Annotated in this window: 13 protein-coding genes; 5 read left to right on the forward strand and 8 right to left on the reverse strand. The window is 66.3% G+C overall.

Translation table 11 applies throughout. From position 1 onward, the window contains the following. Both VNJ47_06250 and VNJ47_06255 read right to left on the reverse strand, forming a co-directional pair. A partial coding sequence (locus VNJ47_06250; GenBank protein HXG28431.1) for a hypothetical protein occupies positions 1-851 on the reverse strand: 851 nt, incomplete at its 3' end. A gap of 78 nt (positions 852-929) precedes the next feature. Continuing rightward, positions 930-1,970 (reverse strand): polyamine ABC transporter substrate-binding protein, encoded by a 1,041-nt coding sequence (locus tag VNJ47_06255; protein HXG28432.1) that lies wholly within the window; start codon positions 1,968-1,970, stop codon positions 930-932. A gap of 410 nt (positions 1,971-2,380) precedes the next feature. On the opposite strand from VNJ47_06255, the gene VNJ47_06260 reads away from it, so the two are divergent. Further along, positions 2,381-2,977 (forward strand): cupin domain-containing protein, encoded by a 597-nt coding sequence (locus VNJ47_06260; GenBank protein HXG28433.1) that lies wholly within the window; start codon positions 2,381-2,383, stop codon positions 2,975-2,977. A gap of 129 nt (positions 2,978-3,106) precedes the next feature. On the opposite strand, the gene pmbA is transcribed toward VNJ47_06260, so the two are convergent. From pmbA to VNJ47_06275, 3 genes are all read right to left on the reverse strand, one after another. After that, positions 3,107-4,465 carry a metalloprotease PmbA gene (gene pmbA / locus VNJ47_06265; GenBank protein HXG28434.1) on the reverse strand — a complete coding sequence of 453 codons (1,359 nt, stop codon included), beginning with the start codon at positions 4,463-4,465 and terminating at the stop codon, positions 3,107-3,109. 92 nt (positions 4,466-4,557) lie between these two features. After that, a complete protein-coding gene (locus VNJ47_06270) occupies positions 4,558-5,169 on the reverse strand; it encodes a DUF882 domain-containing protein (GenBank protein HXG28435.1) in 612 nt (203 codons plus the stop codon). A 214-nt stretch (positions 5,170-5,383) separates the two neighbouring features. Next, positions 5,384-5,587 (reverse strand): SlyX family protein, encoded by a 204-nt coding sequence (locus VNJ47_06275; GenBank protein HXG28436.1) that lies wholly within the window; start codon positions 5,585-5,587, stop codon positions 5,384-5,386. Positions 5,588-5,685: 98 nt separating this feature from the next. On the opposite strand from VNJ47_06275, the gene rlmKL reads away from it, so the two are divergent. Further along, the gene (gene rlmKL / locus VNJ47_06280; protein ID HXG28437.1) at positions 5,686-7,854 is read left to right on the forward strand and encodes a bifunctional 23S rRNA (guanine(2069)-N(7))-methyltransferase RlmK/23S rRNA (guanine(2445)-N(2))-methyltransferase RlmL; all 2,169 of its coding nucleotides are present in this window, start codon (positions 5,686-5,688) and stop codon (positions 7,852-7,854) included. Positions 7,855-7,905: 51 nt separating this feature from the next. On the opposite strand, the gene VNJ47_06285 is transcribed toward rlmKL, so the two are convergent. Together VNJ47_06285 and VNJ47_06290 are read right to left on the reverse strand one after the other, a co-directional pair. Next, entirely contained in the window at positions 7,906-8,274 is a 369-nt protein-coding gene (locus VNJ47_06285) for a 5-carboxymethyl-2-hydroxymuconate Delta-isomerase (protein HXG28438.1), read from the reverse strand. Between the two features lie 13 nt (positions 8,275-8,287). Next, complete coding sequence (locus tag VNJ47_06290; protein ID HXG28439.1) at positions 8,288-9,223, reverse strand: aldo/keto reductase; 936 nt, start codon at positions 9,221-9,223, stop codon at positions 8,288-8,290. Positions 9,224-9,452: 229 nt separating this feature from the next. Between VNJ47_06290 and VNJ47_06295 the strand changes: the two genes are divergently transcribed. Further along, positions 9,453-10,181, forward strand: coding sequence for a BON domain-containing protein (locus tag VNJ47_06295; GenBank protein ID HXG28440.1), 729 nt, complete (start codon positions 9,453-9,455; stop codon positions 10,179-10,181). Positions 10,182-10,286: 105 nt separating this feature from the next. Continuing rightward, complete coding sequence (gene fusA / locus VNJ47_06300) at positions 10,287-12,371, forward strand: elongation factor G (protein ID HXG28441.1); 2,085 nt, start codon at positions 10,287-10,289, stop codon at positions 12,369-12,371. Positions 12,372-12,430: 59 nt separating this feature from the next. Here the strand turns inward: fusA and VNJ47_06305 are convergent, their stop codons facing one another. Then, positions 12,431-13,426: a LysR family transcriptional regulator gene (locus VNJ47_06305; protein ID HXG28442.1), complete on the reverse strand. Its 996-nt coding sequence runs from the start codon at positions 13,424-13,426 to the stop codon at positions 12,431-12,433. Positions 13,427-13,527: 101 nt separating this feature from the next. Between VNJ47_06305 and VNJ47_06310 the strand changes: the two genes are divergently transcribed. Next, the coding region (locus VNJ47_06310) for an ABC transporter ATP-binding protein (GenBank protein HXG28443.1) at positions 13,528-14,356 on the forward strand (829 nt) is incomplete at its 3' end.

A 14,356-nucleotide genomic window follows, 5' to 3' on the forward strand; every position in this document is an offset into this window, starting at 1 on the left:
AAGCGGTTGAACACCAGCTGGATCGGCTCCTGGATCAGCCCCAGGCGCAGCAGCGCCGAGTTGATCAGACCGCCGTTCTGCAGCAACACGATCCAGGACGCGGTGCGCACCAGCAGCGAGGTCCAGAACGGCAGCAGCACCATGATCAGCAGCAGGTTGGCGCGGTGCGCCGGCAAGATGGAGAGCACATAGGCCAGGGGATAGCCCAGCAGCAGGGCGATCAGGGTAACCATGGTGCTGATCCACAGGGTGCGGCCGTAGATCTCGACGAAAGCCGACTCGCCGCTCTCGGCGCGCACGATGCGGCCGTCGGCGTCCCTCTTGAAATCCAGCGCCGCCAGCAGATAGTAGCCGGTCAGCGGCGCACTGTTGCGATAGAGCGTCCGCCAATAGAGCGGCTCGCCCCAGCGCTTGTCGAGGGCGATCAGCGCCTCCTTGTAGGGCGGCTGCAGATCGTCTTTGAGCTTGCCGGCGCTGTTGACCAGCAGGTTGCGAAAGCCGGTGACCTCGTAGTTGAGCCGTCGCGCAGGAGCGCCTAGCTTGCCGTCGCGCCGGCCCTCGCGCAGGTCCTGGACCAGGGCGGCGTAGACCGGCTCCGCCGGCAGCCCCTGGCCGTCCCAGGCGCGGATCGCCTGGGCGGTGCGCGGCAGGTTCTGCAGCACCTCGGGGTTGTCGACGCTGCGGTACATCATCAACACGATGGGGATCACGAAGACCACCAGCACGTAGAGGAACAGCGGCAGCACCAGGGCGAAGGCTTTGAGCTTGCTCAGGCGTTCAGCCCGGCGCAGCCGCGCCTTGAGCGAAATGCCCCCGGCGAGCGGCAGGCTGTCGGTGACGGTGCGTGACATGAGACCCCTCTCGGCGCGAGGATGAGGGTGCGGGTCGGAAACGGCAAGGCGGTTCCGGCCCGCGCCCCTGACCGCCGGTTACTTCGCTGCCCAGGCGTTGAACTGCTCCTCCAGCTCCTCGCCATTCTCTACCCAGAAATCGGTGCCCATCTGCATGGCCACCTCGAGGTTGGCGGGATCGGTGGGCAGGGTCCTGGCTACGGTCGGATCGAGCTGGGCCATCGCCTGCTTGTTGCTGGGGCCGTAGGCGATCAGGCTGGAGAACTGCTTCTGGTTCTCCGGCTTGCTGGCGAAGGCGATGAACTGCAGCGCCTCCTTAGCGTTCTTGGCGCCCTTGGGGATGGCCCAGTGGTCGAGGTCATAGATGCTCTGGTTCCACACCACCGCCAGCTTCTGCCCCTCCTTGATCGCCGCGGAGATGCGGCCATTGTAGGCCGAGCTCATCACCACGTCGCCGGCGGCCAGCCACTGCGGCGGCTGGGCACCTGCCTCCCACCACTGGATATGGGGCTTGAGCTGGTCCAGTTTCCTGAAGGCCCGCCGCACGCCCTCGGGGGTGGCCAGCACCTGGTAGACCTGGTCCATGGGTACGCCATCGGCCAGCAGGGCGATCTCCAGGGTGTACTTCGCGCCTTTGCGCAGACCGCGCTTGCCGGGGAATTTCTGCACGTCCCAGAAATCGGCCCAGGAGGCGGGGGCATTGGCCAGCTTCTCGGTGTTGTAGGCCAGCGCCACCGACCAGGTAAAGATGCCCACACCGCACGGGCTGACCGCGCCGGGCACGAAGTCGGCAGGGTTGCCGATCTGTTTCATATCGAGGGTTTCGAACAGGCCCTCGGCGCAGCCTCGGGCCAGCTCCGGGGATTCCATCTCCACTACGTCCCAGCTGACGTTCTGCGCCTCCACCATGGCCTTGACCTTGGCCAGCTCGCCGTTGTACTCGCCCGGCACCACCTTGATCCCGCTGGCCTTGGCGAAGGGTTCGTAGTAAGCCGCCTGCTGCGCTTTCTGCGCAGCGCCGCCGAAGGAGATGATGGTGAGCTCAGCCGCCTGCACCGCACCGGCGGCGAGGGTGCCGGTCAGGGCCAGGGCCAGGATACGGTAGAGTTTCTTCTGCATGCGTTCGCTCCTCTCGGTATAGGGGCCCTGGTGGTTATCGCCGGCACGCTCCCGTCCAGGGCCGACAGCGCGCCATCGCGGCATCCCTGCAGTACTCCCAGGGCGGATGGCCCGCTCAGCGCTCCTGATACCGGACGCTTGCGCATGCCGGCTGGGAAGCTCAGGCCCGCGGCGTTATAGTGATGCGGGCTAGGCTAGCACCGTCTAAAAAATTAGACAATATCTTGAATTGCAGCCCATAAACTTCTGAAACGACCCGAAAAGCGCCATCAAAACCCAGGCAAAACAAGCATGTTCCTATCATTTTATTATTAAAATCAAAGTGATAAATTTTATGATCAGTTGTCGGCACCGATGCCACCGCGCCGGCATGATTCGATATCCCGGAGGAACGCTGAATGGCCAAGCGTATGCACCGTACCGCTGATGCCCCCGATACGGCCGCCTCGCGCGAGGATGGCTTGACCTTCGATCTGGGTGCGCGCCTGCGCGCGATACGCGAGGCCCACGGTCTGTCGCAGCGCGAGCTGGCGCGCCGCGCCGGGGTGACCAACGGCATCATCTCGCTGATCGAGCAGAACAAGAGCAGCCCCTCGGTGGCTTCGCTGAAGCGCGTGCTGGACGGCATCCCGATGACGCTGGCGGAATTCTTCGCCCTGGAGCTGCCGCCCCAGGACAAGGTGTTCTACCGCGCCGACGAGCTGCTGGAGCTGACCAAGGGGCCGGTTTCCTTTCGCCAGGTGGGGGATATGCATGTGCACAACTTGCAGATCCTGCACGAGCGCTACGCCCCTGGCGCCGATACCGGCAAAGCCATGTTGCGTCACGAGGCGGAGGAAGGGGGGATCGTGATCCGCGGCCAGATCGAGCTGACCGTGGGCGACCAGAAGCGCATCCTGGGGCCGGGCGATGCCTACCTGTTCGACAGCCGCCTGCCCCATCGCTTCCGCAACGTCGGCCAGGAGGAGTGCGAGATCATCAGCGCCTGCACGCCGCCATATCTGTGAGCGTGGGGATTTGTACCGATTCCCCCACAATCCAGATATCTGTGCCCCCCTGCGCGGGAGAAGAAGCGCAGGAGCCGACGCTGTCCGACGTGGCGCTGGCAAATCGGCCGCAACGGGTCGTGAACCGTACTATTGCCCCGCCACGGTCATCCGCTCGATCAGCAACGACCCGCACTGTATGCCGCCGCGTCGGTCCACGTCGGCGCCCACGGCGCGGATGCCCAGAAACATATCCTGCAGCCGCCCGGCGATGGTGATCTCCTCCACCGGATACTGGATCTCACCGTTCTCCACCCAGAAGCCGGCGGCGCCGCGGGAATAGTCGCCGGTAAGCAGGTTGATACCCTGCCCCATCAGATGGGTCACCACCAGACCGCTGCCCAGCTCCCGCAACAGTCCCGGGAAATCCAGTGTCCCGGGGGCGAGCAGCACGTTGTGGGCGCCACCGGCATTGCCAGTGGTTTCCATGCCGAGGCGGCGCGCCGCATAGCTGTCCAGCAGATAGCCCTGGAGCATGCCGTCGCGCACCAGGTCGCGGGGCCGGGTGGCCACACCCTCGCCGTCGAAGGGCGCGCTGCCCAGAGCGCGCAGCAGGTGCGGCTCTTCACGCAGCTGGATGTGCGGGGCGAACACCGCGGTACCAAGCCGATCCAGCAGGAAGGAGGCACGGCGATACAGCGCACCGCCGCGGATGGCGCCGAGGAAGTGGCCGATCAGCCCACGCGCCTGCTCCGGCACGAACAGTACCGGCACCTGGCGGGTGCCGAGACGACGCCCGCCCAAGCGGCGCAGGGCGCGCTCGGCGGCGCGGCGACCCACCGCGCTGGCCGGCTCCAGCGCCCCTGGCTCGCGGCTGATGGTATACCAGCCGTCGCGCTGCATGTCGCCTTCCTCGCTGCGGGCGATCACTGCGCAGCTCAAAGAGTGGCGGGTGCTGGCATAGCCGCCGAGAAAGCCGTGGCTGTTGCCGTAGACCATGAGTGCGCGCTGGCTGGCGAGGCTGGCGCCCTCGGAGTTGGCGATGCGCGGGTCCAGGGCGCGGGCTGCGTCCTCGCATTCCCGCGCCCGCTCGATGGCGGCCTCGGTGACAAGCGCCCAGGGATGGTCCAGGTCCAGATCGGGGATAGCGCGGGCCAGACGCTCGGGGTCGGCCAGGCCGGCGCAGGCGTCGGCGGCGGTATGGCGAGCGATGTCGCAGGCGGCCTGCACGGTGGCGCGCACCGCCTCGGCACTCCAGTCGGCAGTACTGGCGCCGCCCTTGCGGTGGTCGAAGTAGACGGTGACCCCGAGTCCGCGGCTGCGGTGGTGCTCCAGGGTCTCGACCTCACCCAGGCGCACCGTCACCGACAGCGCCTGACCGCAGTTGACCGCCGCTTCGGCGGCGCTGGCGCCCTGCCGTCGAGCCTCGGCCAGGATATCGGAGACCAGCGTCTCCAGGATCGACTTGTCCGGCAAAGCGGGGGAAAGGGGATGATCGGTCGTCGACATGGGGGATGAACTCCGTTCGCCTGGGGCGCCCTGCCCCATGACCCGGCTCGGCGCGCTCAGGCGAAGCCCCCGGACGGCACCGGGCGGATGCGTCAACCCCAGCGACGGACGGCGCCGGTATCGATGTGGATGAAGTTGCCGCGAGGATAGTAACCGACCCCGCCGGCCTGCAGGGAGAGGGCGGCGCGATGCAGGTCGGAAACGTTGCGGCCGGGCATGCGGATGTCCAGAGCCTTGGCCTTGGTGTGGTAGCTTTCCTTGGCCACGCCGCGGTTCTGCCGACGCAGCATGGCGTTGGTCTGGGGCGAGCGGTAGCCGCAGATCACATGCACCGGCTTGGCGTAGTCCATGCGCAGATTGATGGCAAAGAGCTGGTCCAGCACATGAGGATCGAACAGCTTGACCTGGTCGTTGCGGTGATCGCGCAGGGTCCAGCTCAGTTCCTTGAGCGATTCGCGGACATAGCCTTCACCGGGGATCCAGTAGACCAGGCGCATGGTCTCGCCGGTGTTGGGGTTGTAGAGAGAGAGCACGCGCTCTTTGCTGACGGCGGCTTTGGCCAGGGTCGGAGTCGCCGCGAAAACGCCTAGGGTGCAGGCCGCCAGCTTCAAAAAACCCCGCCGCTTCAGGCAGGGCGTGTGGGTGTCGTCGAGGCTGCCTTCCTTGGATTCATTCAAAAGTTGGATCACACCCTTGGTTAGCATGGGTTGGAGCCTCCTCGCAAGGCAACATTTATCGTGTTATGGGTGGTTAGGGCACAACAGTGTGAGGTTTTAATCCACAAAGTCACGGATGGCAAATTCTGAATGACATTCATTTCATCATTGCCGCGCCATCATAAAAAAATTGCAAAAGCGCAACATATGCATGCGATATCGCAACATAATTCATCATCATTACAACAAAACACGCCTTGGTTCAGTAGTGCGGAGGCGGCGTCTCTTCCTGCGGCGCAGCCAGATTCATTTGTGCCTGAGCCCGCACCTGCTCGCCCAGCAGCTTCAGTTCTTGTTGCAACATGTCTAATTGTTGTTGCATTCGCACAATGACGTCGTTGAGCTGCAACAACAGGTCTTCCTGATGGGCCAAGCGGATTTCCAACTCGATGATGCGCTCTTCCATCGTTGACCTCGTCGTGTGAAAAGGGCGGCATTCTAGTCACACCCCGGTGTGATGCAAACCCGTGTAGAATGCCCTGCCCCGTTGTCGTTCTAACTTTCATGAATCGTCTCGCCTTGTTTGCCACTGCTCCGCAGGGGATCGAGCCGCTGCTGGCCGCGGAGCTGCGCGCCTTTGGCGCCGTCGAGCCCCAGCCGGGCAACGGCGGGGTCGCCTTCCAGGGCGACCTGGAAACCGCCTACCGTGCCTGTCTATGGTCGCGGCTCGCCAGCCGGATACTGCTGCCGCTGGCCAGCGCACTACCGGCCGATGACGCCGATACCCTCTACGCCGCCGCCCGGCAACTGCCCTGGGAGGAACACCTCGATCCGGCGCACACCCTGGCGGTGGATTTCATCGGTACCAACCGCGCCATCCGCCACAGCCAGTTCGGCGCGCAGCGCATCAAGGACGCCATCGTCGACTGCCTGCGCGAACAGTGCGGTCGCCGTCCGGCGATCGACACCGTTCGCCCCGACCTGCGCATCAATGCCCATCTGCACGGCGCTGCCCTCACCCTGGCCATCGACCTGTCCGGTGACAGCCTGCACCGCCGCGGCTACCGGGTGACGACGGTGGCGGCGCCGATGAAGGAAAACCTGGCCGCCGCCCTGCTCGCCAAACTAGATTGGCCCACCCTGGCGCGGCAGGGATGCGCCCTGCTCGATCCTCTGTGCGGCTCCGGGACGCTGGTGATCGAGGCGGCCCTGATGGCCGCCGACATCGCCCCCGGCCTGCTGCGTGAGTACTGGGGCTTCCAGGGTTGGCGGGGTCACACGGCAGCGGTGTGGCAGGACCTGCTGGCCGAGGCCCGGGAGCGGCGCCGCATCGGACTGGCCCGCAGCCTGCCTCCGCTCACCGGCCGCGACCGCGACGCCCGGGCGGTAGCGGCGGCCCGGGCCAATGCCGCCCGCGCCGGACTGGAGCAGGTGGTGCGCTTCGTCCAGGGCAGCTTGGAGGACATGCAGCCGCCGGCCGGGGCGGCGATGGGATTGCTGGTGACCAACCCGCCCTACGGCCAGCGCCTCGGTGAGCAGGTCGAGCTGGAACAGCTCTACGCCCGCCTCGGCGATCTGCTGAAAGCCCGCTTCGCCGGCTGGCGCGCGGCAGTGTTCACCGGCAATCCGCAACTGGGCAAGCGCATGGGGCTGAAAGCGGTCAAGAGCAACGCTTTCCACAACGGCGCCCTGCCTTGCAAGCTGTTGCAGTTTCGGGTGGAACCCGAGTTTTTCGTCGACCGCGAGGCGCTGGACCGTCGCGCCAGGGAGCAGGCGCTGAGCAGCGCCCTGAGCGAGGGCGGCGAGGCGTTTGCCAACCGCCTGCGCAAGAATCTGCGCACCCTCGGTCGCTGGGCCGAGCGGGAGGATATCCAGTGCTACCGGCTGTACGATGCCGACCTGCCCGAGTACGCCGTGGCCGTCGACGTCTACGGCGACTGGCTGCATGTGCAGGAGTACGCGCCGCCTGCCGCCATTGCCCCGGCCAAGGCCGCGCGCCGGCTGGAGCACGTCATGACGTTGCTGCCGGAGGTGCTGGGCATTCCTCCCGAACGCATCGCCCTCAAGGTGCGAGCACGGCAGAAGGGTACCGCGCAGTACCGCAAGCAGGCCGATACCGGCCGCTTCCTGGCGGTGCGGGAGGGACCGGCGCGGCTGTGGGTGAATCTCACCGACTACCTGGATAGCGGCCTGTTCCTCGACCACCGGCCGGTGCGCACCTGGCTGCGCGGGCAGGCCGCGGGCAAGCGCTTCCTCAATCTGTTCTGCTACACCGCGGCGGCCACGGTACACGCCGCCCTGGGCGGGGCTGCGGCCACCACCAGCGTCGATCTGTCGCGCACCTATCTGGACTGGGCGGCGCGCAACCTGGAGCTGAACGGCTTGCAGCCCGGCCCGCGCCACCGCCTGATCCAGGCCGACTGCCGGCAGTGGCTGCTGCGCGAGCGCGGCGAGTACGATCTGATCTTCCTCGACCCGCCTACCTTCTCCAACTCCAAGCGCATGGAGGGGGTGCTGGACATCCAGCGCGACCACGTGGCGCTGATCCGAGCGGCGGTGGCGCGGCTGGCACGCGGCGGGGTGCTGGTATTCTCCACCAACCATCGCCGCTTCCGGCTGGAGCGGGAGGCGCTGGCCGATCTCGCCATCGAGGACGTGACGCGCTGGTCCATCCCCAAGGATTTTGCGCGCAATCCGCGCATCCACCAGTGCTGGCGCATACGGCGGGGGTGATACGTCGACTCATCGATCGCAATACCCACGCGCCCACACCGGCAGCAGCCTTCAGTCCGCCGGGCCGCGCTTGAAGTAGAGATCCCGCCGCAGCTCCTGCAGCTCCACGCAGAGCTGGCAGGCGAAGTGCCGCTGCGCCTCGTCCAGCTCCGCCGCCAGAGCCTCCAGCAGCACCTCGCCGATGCGCTGCTGCAGCTCCGGAGCGCGCCCCTCCAACACGGCAATGCGCAGGTGCACGAAAGCGTGACGCGGATCGCCATCGCCCACGCAGAACTCGTCCAGGCGTACGGCGCGGCTCTTGAGGTCGGCGAGCTGAAACGCGCCGGTGGCCAGTAGCGCCTCGTGCAGGGCCTGAAACAGGGCCGGCGGATTGAGATAGGATGCCAGATTGGCGCTGTACTCCAGGATCAGGTGGGGCATGGCAGCGGCCTCCTCAAAGGCTCTCGACGTAGTGGATCATGCGGCTTCGCAGCTCGGCATCGGGCAGCCGGCCATAGGCCGCGCCCATGTTCTCGCGCATGTGATCGACTCGCGAGGTCGCCGGAATCGCGCAGGTGACAGCCGGGTGGGAGACGATGAACTTGAGGAAAAACTGCGCCCAGTTCGCGCAGTCGAACTCCTGCACCCAGGCGGGTAGCGGGTGGCGCGCAAAACGGTCGAACAGCGCGCCGCGCCGGAAGGGGCGATTGATCAGCACCGCCAGGCCGCGCTCGGCGGCCAGGGGCAGCAGACGCCGCTCGGCCTCACGGTCGAGGATGTTGTAGGTGAACTGAACGCAATCGAACGGCTGCGTGGCCATCACCTTCTCCAGGGCCTCGTGCCGGCGTCCATGCGAGGTGGTGATGCCGATGTAGCGCACTCGGCCTTCCGCCTTCCAGGCCAGCAGCGTCTCCAGATGGGCCTCCCAGTCGAGCATGTTGTGGATCTGCATCAGGTCGAAACGTGCCACGCCCCACAGTTGCTGCGACGTTTCCATCTGCATGATTCCCAGCCGCTGGAAAGGCGTCCACACCTTGGTTGCGGCAAACAACGCGCCGGTGTTGGGGAGGCGCGCCAGGCAGTCACCGATGACCGCCTCGGACGAGCCGTACATGGGTGAGGAATCGATCACCGCGCCCCCCAGATCGAAGAACGTCTGCAATACTTTGCACCGCTCGGCGCGCAGGAAGCGGTCGTCGCCCACGTTGAAGGTGAGCCACGAGCCCATGCCAATGACCGGTAACCGCTCCCCGGTCGCCGGGATGGCTTTACTGAGCACCGGGCGCGCGGCGGCGCGAACGCTGGCGGGCTTGAGATAGGCGGCCGCAGCGAGGGCCGCTAGCGCTTTCAAGAAGGCGCGGCGATTCAGCCCATGCTGATTGCGCTTCATGGCGTGCCTCCAGCAACCGACGTTGTCCACCGTTTTGACAGTGTCGGCGCGGACATTACCGGCTTGATGACTCCGGTCTTCGATGGCGCTGGAGGAGGATCGTCCGCGGCCAGGATCGTGGGCCTATACTGAACTTGGAGGGCGGCGCAGGCGCCGGCACACGCGTAGCGACGGGGCCAGCTTCCGCAGGCGCCGCTCACGGGCAGACGATACCGGACGGGGCGAGATCATGGAAACAACCTACGACTCGATTCTGAAGCAGGTACAGGCGGCCTTCGAGCACGAAACGCCTCTGAACCTGCAAACCCATCCGATCCAGATCCAGGTCAGCGACGGCACGCTGATCCTGGAAGGCGAAGTACCGGACATCGCCACCAAGCAGAAGGCGGTGGTACTGGCGACGCGCACAGTCGGCGCGACGCTCGAACTGGTCGATCGCCTGCGGGTCGCCACTGAACCGGTCGGCGACGGCGCCTTACGCGATGCGGTCTGCGAGCGGCTGCTGCAGGATATCGATTTCCGCAACTGCACGATCCGCGCGCGGCTGAAGGGCCAGCTCGAAACCCTGCACGAGGCGATCGGGGATACCAGCGGCGCGATCGAGGTTGCCGTCGAGGACGGCGTGGTCACGCTCGCCGGACAGGTGATCAGCCTCTCGCACAAGCGCCTGGCCGGCGTGCTCGCCTGGTGGGCGCGCGGCTGCCGCAATGTGGTGAACGCGCTGGAAGTGGTGCCGCCCGAGGAAGACAGCGACGACGAGATTACCGACGCGCTGCGTCTGGTGCTGGAGACCGACCCGTTCGTGCATGCCGACCAGATCGGGATCGGTACCAAGAATCGCGTGGTCACATTGGAAGGCGTGGTGGCGACCGAAGCGGAGCGCAACCGCGCCGAGCAGGACGCCTGGTGCCTGCACGGCGTCGCCGACGTGATCAACCACATCGTGGTGCAAACCTGAAGTCTCGGCAACGGCCAGGGCAGACACCGGCAAAGACGCCGGCCGCCGCGGTTCTGCGACGGCACCGGGTGATGGTGTGTGCGCGCATCTTCAGGAGAACGATTCGTGGCCGCAACCCGCTCCATGCTTGCTAACTTGCGCAACATCGGTGTGATTGCGCATATCGATGCCGGCAAGACCACGATCACCGATCGCATTCTCTATCACACCGGCCGCACCCATCGCCTGGGCTCGGTCGACAGCGGCACCACGGTGACCGACTGGATGGCGCAGGAGCGCGAGCGCGGCATCACCATCGTCGCCGCGGCGGTCACCGCACGCTGGCGCGAGTGCGTGATCAACCTGATCGATACTCCTGGCCATATCGACTTCACCGCCGAGGTACAGCGCTCGCTGCGCGTGCTGGACGGCGCAGTGGTGGTGTTCGACGCGGTGCATGGCGTGCAGCCGCAAAGCGAGACGGTCTGGCGCCAGGCCGACCGCTACCGGGTGCCGCGCTTGTGCTTCGTCAACAAGATGGACCGGATCGGCGCCGACTTCGAAGGCACGGTCGCCAGCCTCCGCGAACGCCTCGGCATCGAACCGGCGTGCCTGCAACTGCCGCTCGGTCGAGAGTCGGGTTTTCGCGGCGTCATCGACCTGCTGACGATGCAGGCGCTACGCTGGGGCGACGAGCCCGGCGGCCAGCCCGAATACACCGCCATTCCCGAGGATTACCGCGCGGCTGCCGCAGCCGCCCGGGAGCGTCTGATCGAGCGCATCGCCGAAGCCGACGACGAACTGCTCGCGCACTACCTCGGCGGCGCCGAGCTCGCGCCCGCGCAGTTGCGCGCGGCGCTGCGCCGGGCGACGCTCGCCAACCGGCTGTTCCCGGTCTTCTGCGGCGCGGCGTTGCGCGATATCGGCACCCAGCCGGTGCTGGACGGCGTCGTCGATTTCCTGCCGTCGCCGCTCGATATCGGCGCGGTGCAGGGCACGGAACCGGTGAGCGGGGCCACGGTCCGCGTCGCACCGGACGACGACGCGCCGCTCGCGGCGCTGGTGTTCAAGGTCGTCAACGACCCCTATGTCGGACATCTCGCCTATGTGCGCGTCTATGCGGGGACGATCCGCTCCGGCCTCGCCCTGCACAATGCGACCCGTAACCGCCAGGAGCGCGTCGGGCGGCTGCTGCGCATGTACGCCAACCACCGCGAGGATATCGAGAGCCTGCATGCCGGCGAGATCGGCGCGCTGCTCGGGTTGAACCATACCTATACCGGCGACACGCTGTGCAGCGCCGAGCATCCGCTGGTGCTGGAGGCGATCAGCTTCCCGGAACCGGTGATCCGCGCCACCGTCGAGCCCCGCACCGGGGCCGATCAGGAGCGCATGGCCGAGGCACTGCGGCGGCTGGCTGACGAGGACCCGACGCTCGCCGTCGGCATCGACGAGAACAGCGGACAGGTCTTGATCGCTGGCATGGGCGAGCTGCATCTGGAGGTGCTGCTCGACCGCTTGCAGCGCGAATACGGGGTGCGGGTGCGCATGGGACGGCCGCGGGTCGCTTACAAGGAGACCATCACGCGCGAGGTGCGCGCTCAGGAGGGGCGCTGCATCCGCCAGACCGGCGGCCACGGCCAATACGGCCACGTGATCCTGACGCTCAAGCCCGGCGCGCGCGGCTCCGGCGTGCGCTTCGTCGAGGCCGTTGCCGGCGGCGCGGTGCCGCGGCAGTTCATCCCGGCAGTCGAGCAGGGGGTGCGCGATGCTGCGCAGACCGGCGTGCTCGCCGGCTACCCGGTCACCGACATCGAGGTACGGCTCGACGGCGGCTCCAGCCACCCGGTCGATTCCAGTGACCTCGCCTTTCGCAGCGCGGCGCAGCAGGCGATGGACGAGGCGCTGCGCAAGGGGCGGCCGGTGCTGCTCGAACCGGTGTTCCGTATCGAGGTGCTGGTGCCGATCGAATACACCGGGACCGTGCTCGCCCAGCTCGCCGCGCGGCGCGCCCAGATCCGCGGCGTCGAGCCGCGCCCGGGCCGGGTCGAGGCGATCGTCGGCCAGGTGCCGCTCGCCGAGATGTTCGGTTACATCACCGAGCTGCGCTCGGCCACGCAGGGACGCGGGCTGTTCTCGATGGAGTTCGACCACTACGACGAGGTCGACCCGGCGCTCGCCAAGGCGGTGTTGAGCGGTGCGCGACTGTGACGCCCTGCGCCTGGATGGCGGTAGACGGGCTCGCCCCGCGAAGTAGCACAACGGTATTGCTAATCGGCCGCCGCCGCAGCGCCGCTCGTCGGCTCTGCGCTTGGCATCAGGCGCGCCAACTGGAGCGCCGGATACATCTTGTCCACCGCCGCCACATCCGATCGGGTTTCCTCGATGATCCAGTCGCGGATCTCGGCGGCGGCGGACCGAATCGGCTTGTTGCGTGAATGGACCAGATGGCAGAGGCGGCCGGTGACGATAACATCCTGCGCGGCGGGAACGAGAGCACCGCTGCGCATCCAGTGGCACACGACATTCATCCAGCCCAACGCGATGCCCTGACCGAGAAGTGCCGCCTGCACAACGATGGCATAGTCAGAGAATATCAGCGAATTGGTCGGGCCACGTCCCATCTTCTGGAAGCTGGAGAAGCGACTGTACCAGTCGGGCTGAGCGTCGCTCAGATTGATGAGCGTGTCCCTATTCTCGTGACCTTCCGCCGCCTGGCGCAGGGCCTGGTCGCGATAAGCCGGACTGCAGATCGGCAGCAGAATCTCGGGCATCACCAAAGCCGCGCGGTGATTGGCATCGTCCCCGCTGACAAAGCGCATGCCCAGGTCGACATCATCGACCGGCCCGCCCAGCGGGCCGGAGATCAGCTGGAATCTCAGGTCGATTGACGGGAACTCCTTCTGCAGCTTGTTTATGCGCGGCATCAGCCAGTGGGTCGTAAAGGCCGTCGAAACGGATAGCGTGACCGTTTCCGTGCCGGTGTTGCGCGCCTCGATCTCCTGAATCGCTTCCTCGATGCCGCGAAAGCCCTCGGCAATCCGCCGATACAAGATCCGGCCGTTTTCGGTCAGGACGATTCCGGTGCGCGTCCGCTCAAAGAGCCGGACGCCCAGGTGGTCCTCCATCCGGGCGAGCATGCGGCTTACCGCCGGCTGAGTGACGTACAGTTCCGCCGCGGCCTTGGTGAGATTCCCGCAGCGCGCCGCCGCCTCGAAGACGAACAGCGCATTTGCGCTCGGCAATTTCTTGCGTAGGTGTGGCATAACCTTAAGTTATGGCATCTCAAACAATTTTGCAATTGCTCAGGTGCACCGAGTTTGCTCTACTCAGGCCAGGCCGAAAGCGTTCCGTGACAGGTAATACCATGACGGCACAGGCAAATATTGGAGTTTCCATTCGTTCAGCGAGCAAGCGTTATGACACTCTGGTTGCTCTGGATTCCATAACATTAGATATTGAGGCCGGGGAGTTCGTCTCGCTCCTGGGGCCTTCCGGATCGGGGAAAACGACGCTGCTCGGCATCCTCGGCGGCTTTGTCCTCCCGTCCTCCGGCTCGGTGTGGATCGGTGATCGCGACATCACCTATGTGCCGCCTCACAAGCGCGACATCGGGATCGTGTTCCAGAACTACGCGCTCTTTCCCCACATGACGGTGGGCGAAAACGTTGCCTTTCCCTTGCGTGCCCGACGTCTGCCCAAGGCCACCTGGCCCAAGAAGGTCCGCGAGGCTCTGGCGATGGTCGAACTCGCCGGCTATGAGGAGCGGCGGATCTCGCAGCTCTCCGGCGGCCAGCGCCAACGGGTGGCGCTGGCCCGCGCGATAGTGTTCGAGCCGCGGCTCATCCTCATGGACGAACCGCTGTCAGCCCTCGACAAGCAACTGCGGGAGAACATGCAGATCGAGCTGCGCCATCTCCACAAGAAGCTGGAAGCCACGATCGTCTATGTCACCCACGATCAGCGCGAGGCGCTGACTATGAGCGACCGTGTGGCGATCCTACGCAACGGGCGCCTGATCCAGATCGGCACCCCGGACCAGCTGCATGATCACCCGGTGGACTCATTCGTCGCCAGCTTCATCGGCGAGTCCACGCTGCTGCCGGTCGAGCGCGCCGGCACCAACGCGGTCAGGCTCGGCGCGCTCACACTCCGCTCGGCGCGCCCCGTCCCGCCGAGCGGCGAGATCCTGCTGG

The sequence above is a fragment of the Nevskiales bacterium genome, assembly GCA_035574475.1.
Classification (GTDB): domain Bacteria; phylum Pseudomonadota; class Gammaproteobacteria; order Nevskiales; family DATLYR01; genus DATLYR01.

Bases quoted from the DNA above. Each gene is read 5' to 3' on its own strand.
- VNJ47_06270 (HXG28435.1), bottom strand. From the start codon at position 5,169: ATGCTAACCAAGGGTGTGATCCAACTTTTGAATGAATCCAAGGAAGGC.
- pmbA (HXG28434.1), bottom strand. From the start codon at position 4,465: ATGTCGACGACCGATCATCCCCTTTCCCCCGCTTTGCCGGACAAGTCG.
- VNJ47_06285 (HXG28438.1), bottom strand. From the start codon at position 8,274: ATGCCCCACCTGATCCTGGAGTACAGCGCCAATCTGGCATCCTATCTC.
- VNJ47_06275 (HXG28436.1), bottom strand. From the start codon at position 5,587: ATGGAAGAGCGCATCATCGAGTTGGAAATCCGCTTGGCCCATCAGGAA.
- VNJ47_06260 (HXG28433.1), top strand. From the start codon at position 2,381: ATGCACCGTACCGCTGATGCCCCCGATACGGCCGCCTCGCGCGAGGAT.
- VNJ47_06305 (HXG28442.1), bottom strand. From the start codon at position 13,426: ATGCCACACCTACGCAAGAAATTGCCGAGCGCAAATGCGCTGTTCGTC.
- VNJ47_06290 (HXG28439.1), bottom strand. From the start codon at position 9,223: ATGAAGCGCAATCAGCATGGGCTGAATCGCCGCGCCTTCTTGAAAGCG.
- VNJ47_06255 (HXG28432.1), bottom strand. From the start codon at position 1,970: ATGCAGAAGAAACTCTACCGTATCCTGGCCCTGGCCCTGACCGGCACC.
- VNJ47_06295 (HXG28440.1), top strand. From the start codon at position 9,453: ATGGAAACAACCTACGACTCGATTCTGAAGCAGGTACAGGCGGCCTTC.
- rlmKL (HXG28437.1), top strand. From the start codon at position 5,686: ATGAATCGTCTCGCCTTGTTTGCCACTGCTCCGCAGGGGATCGAGCCG.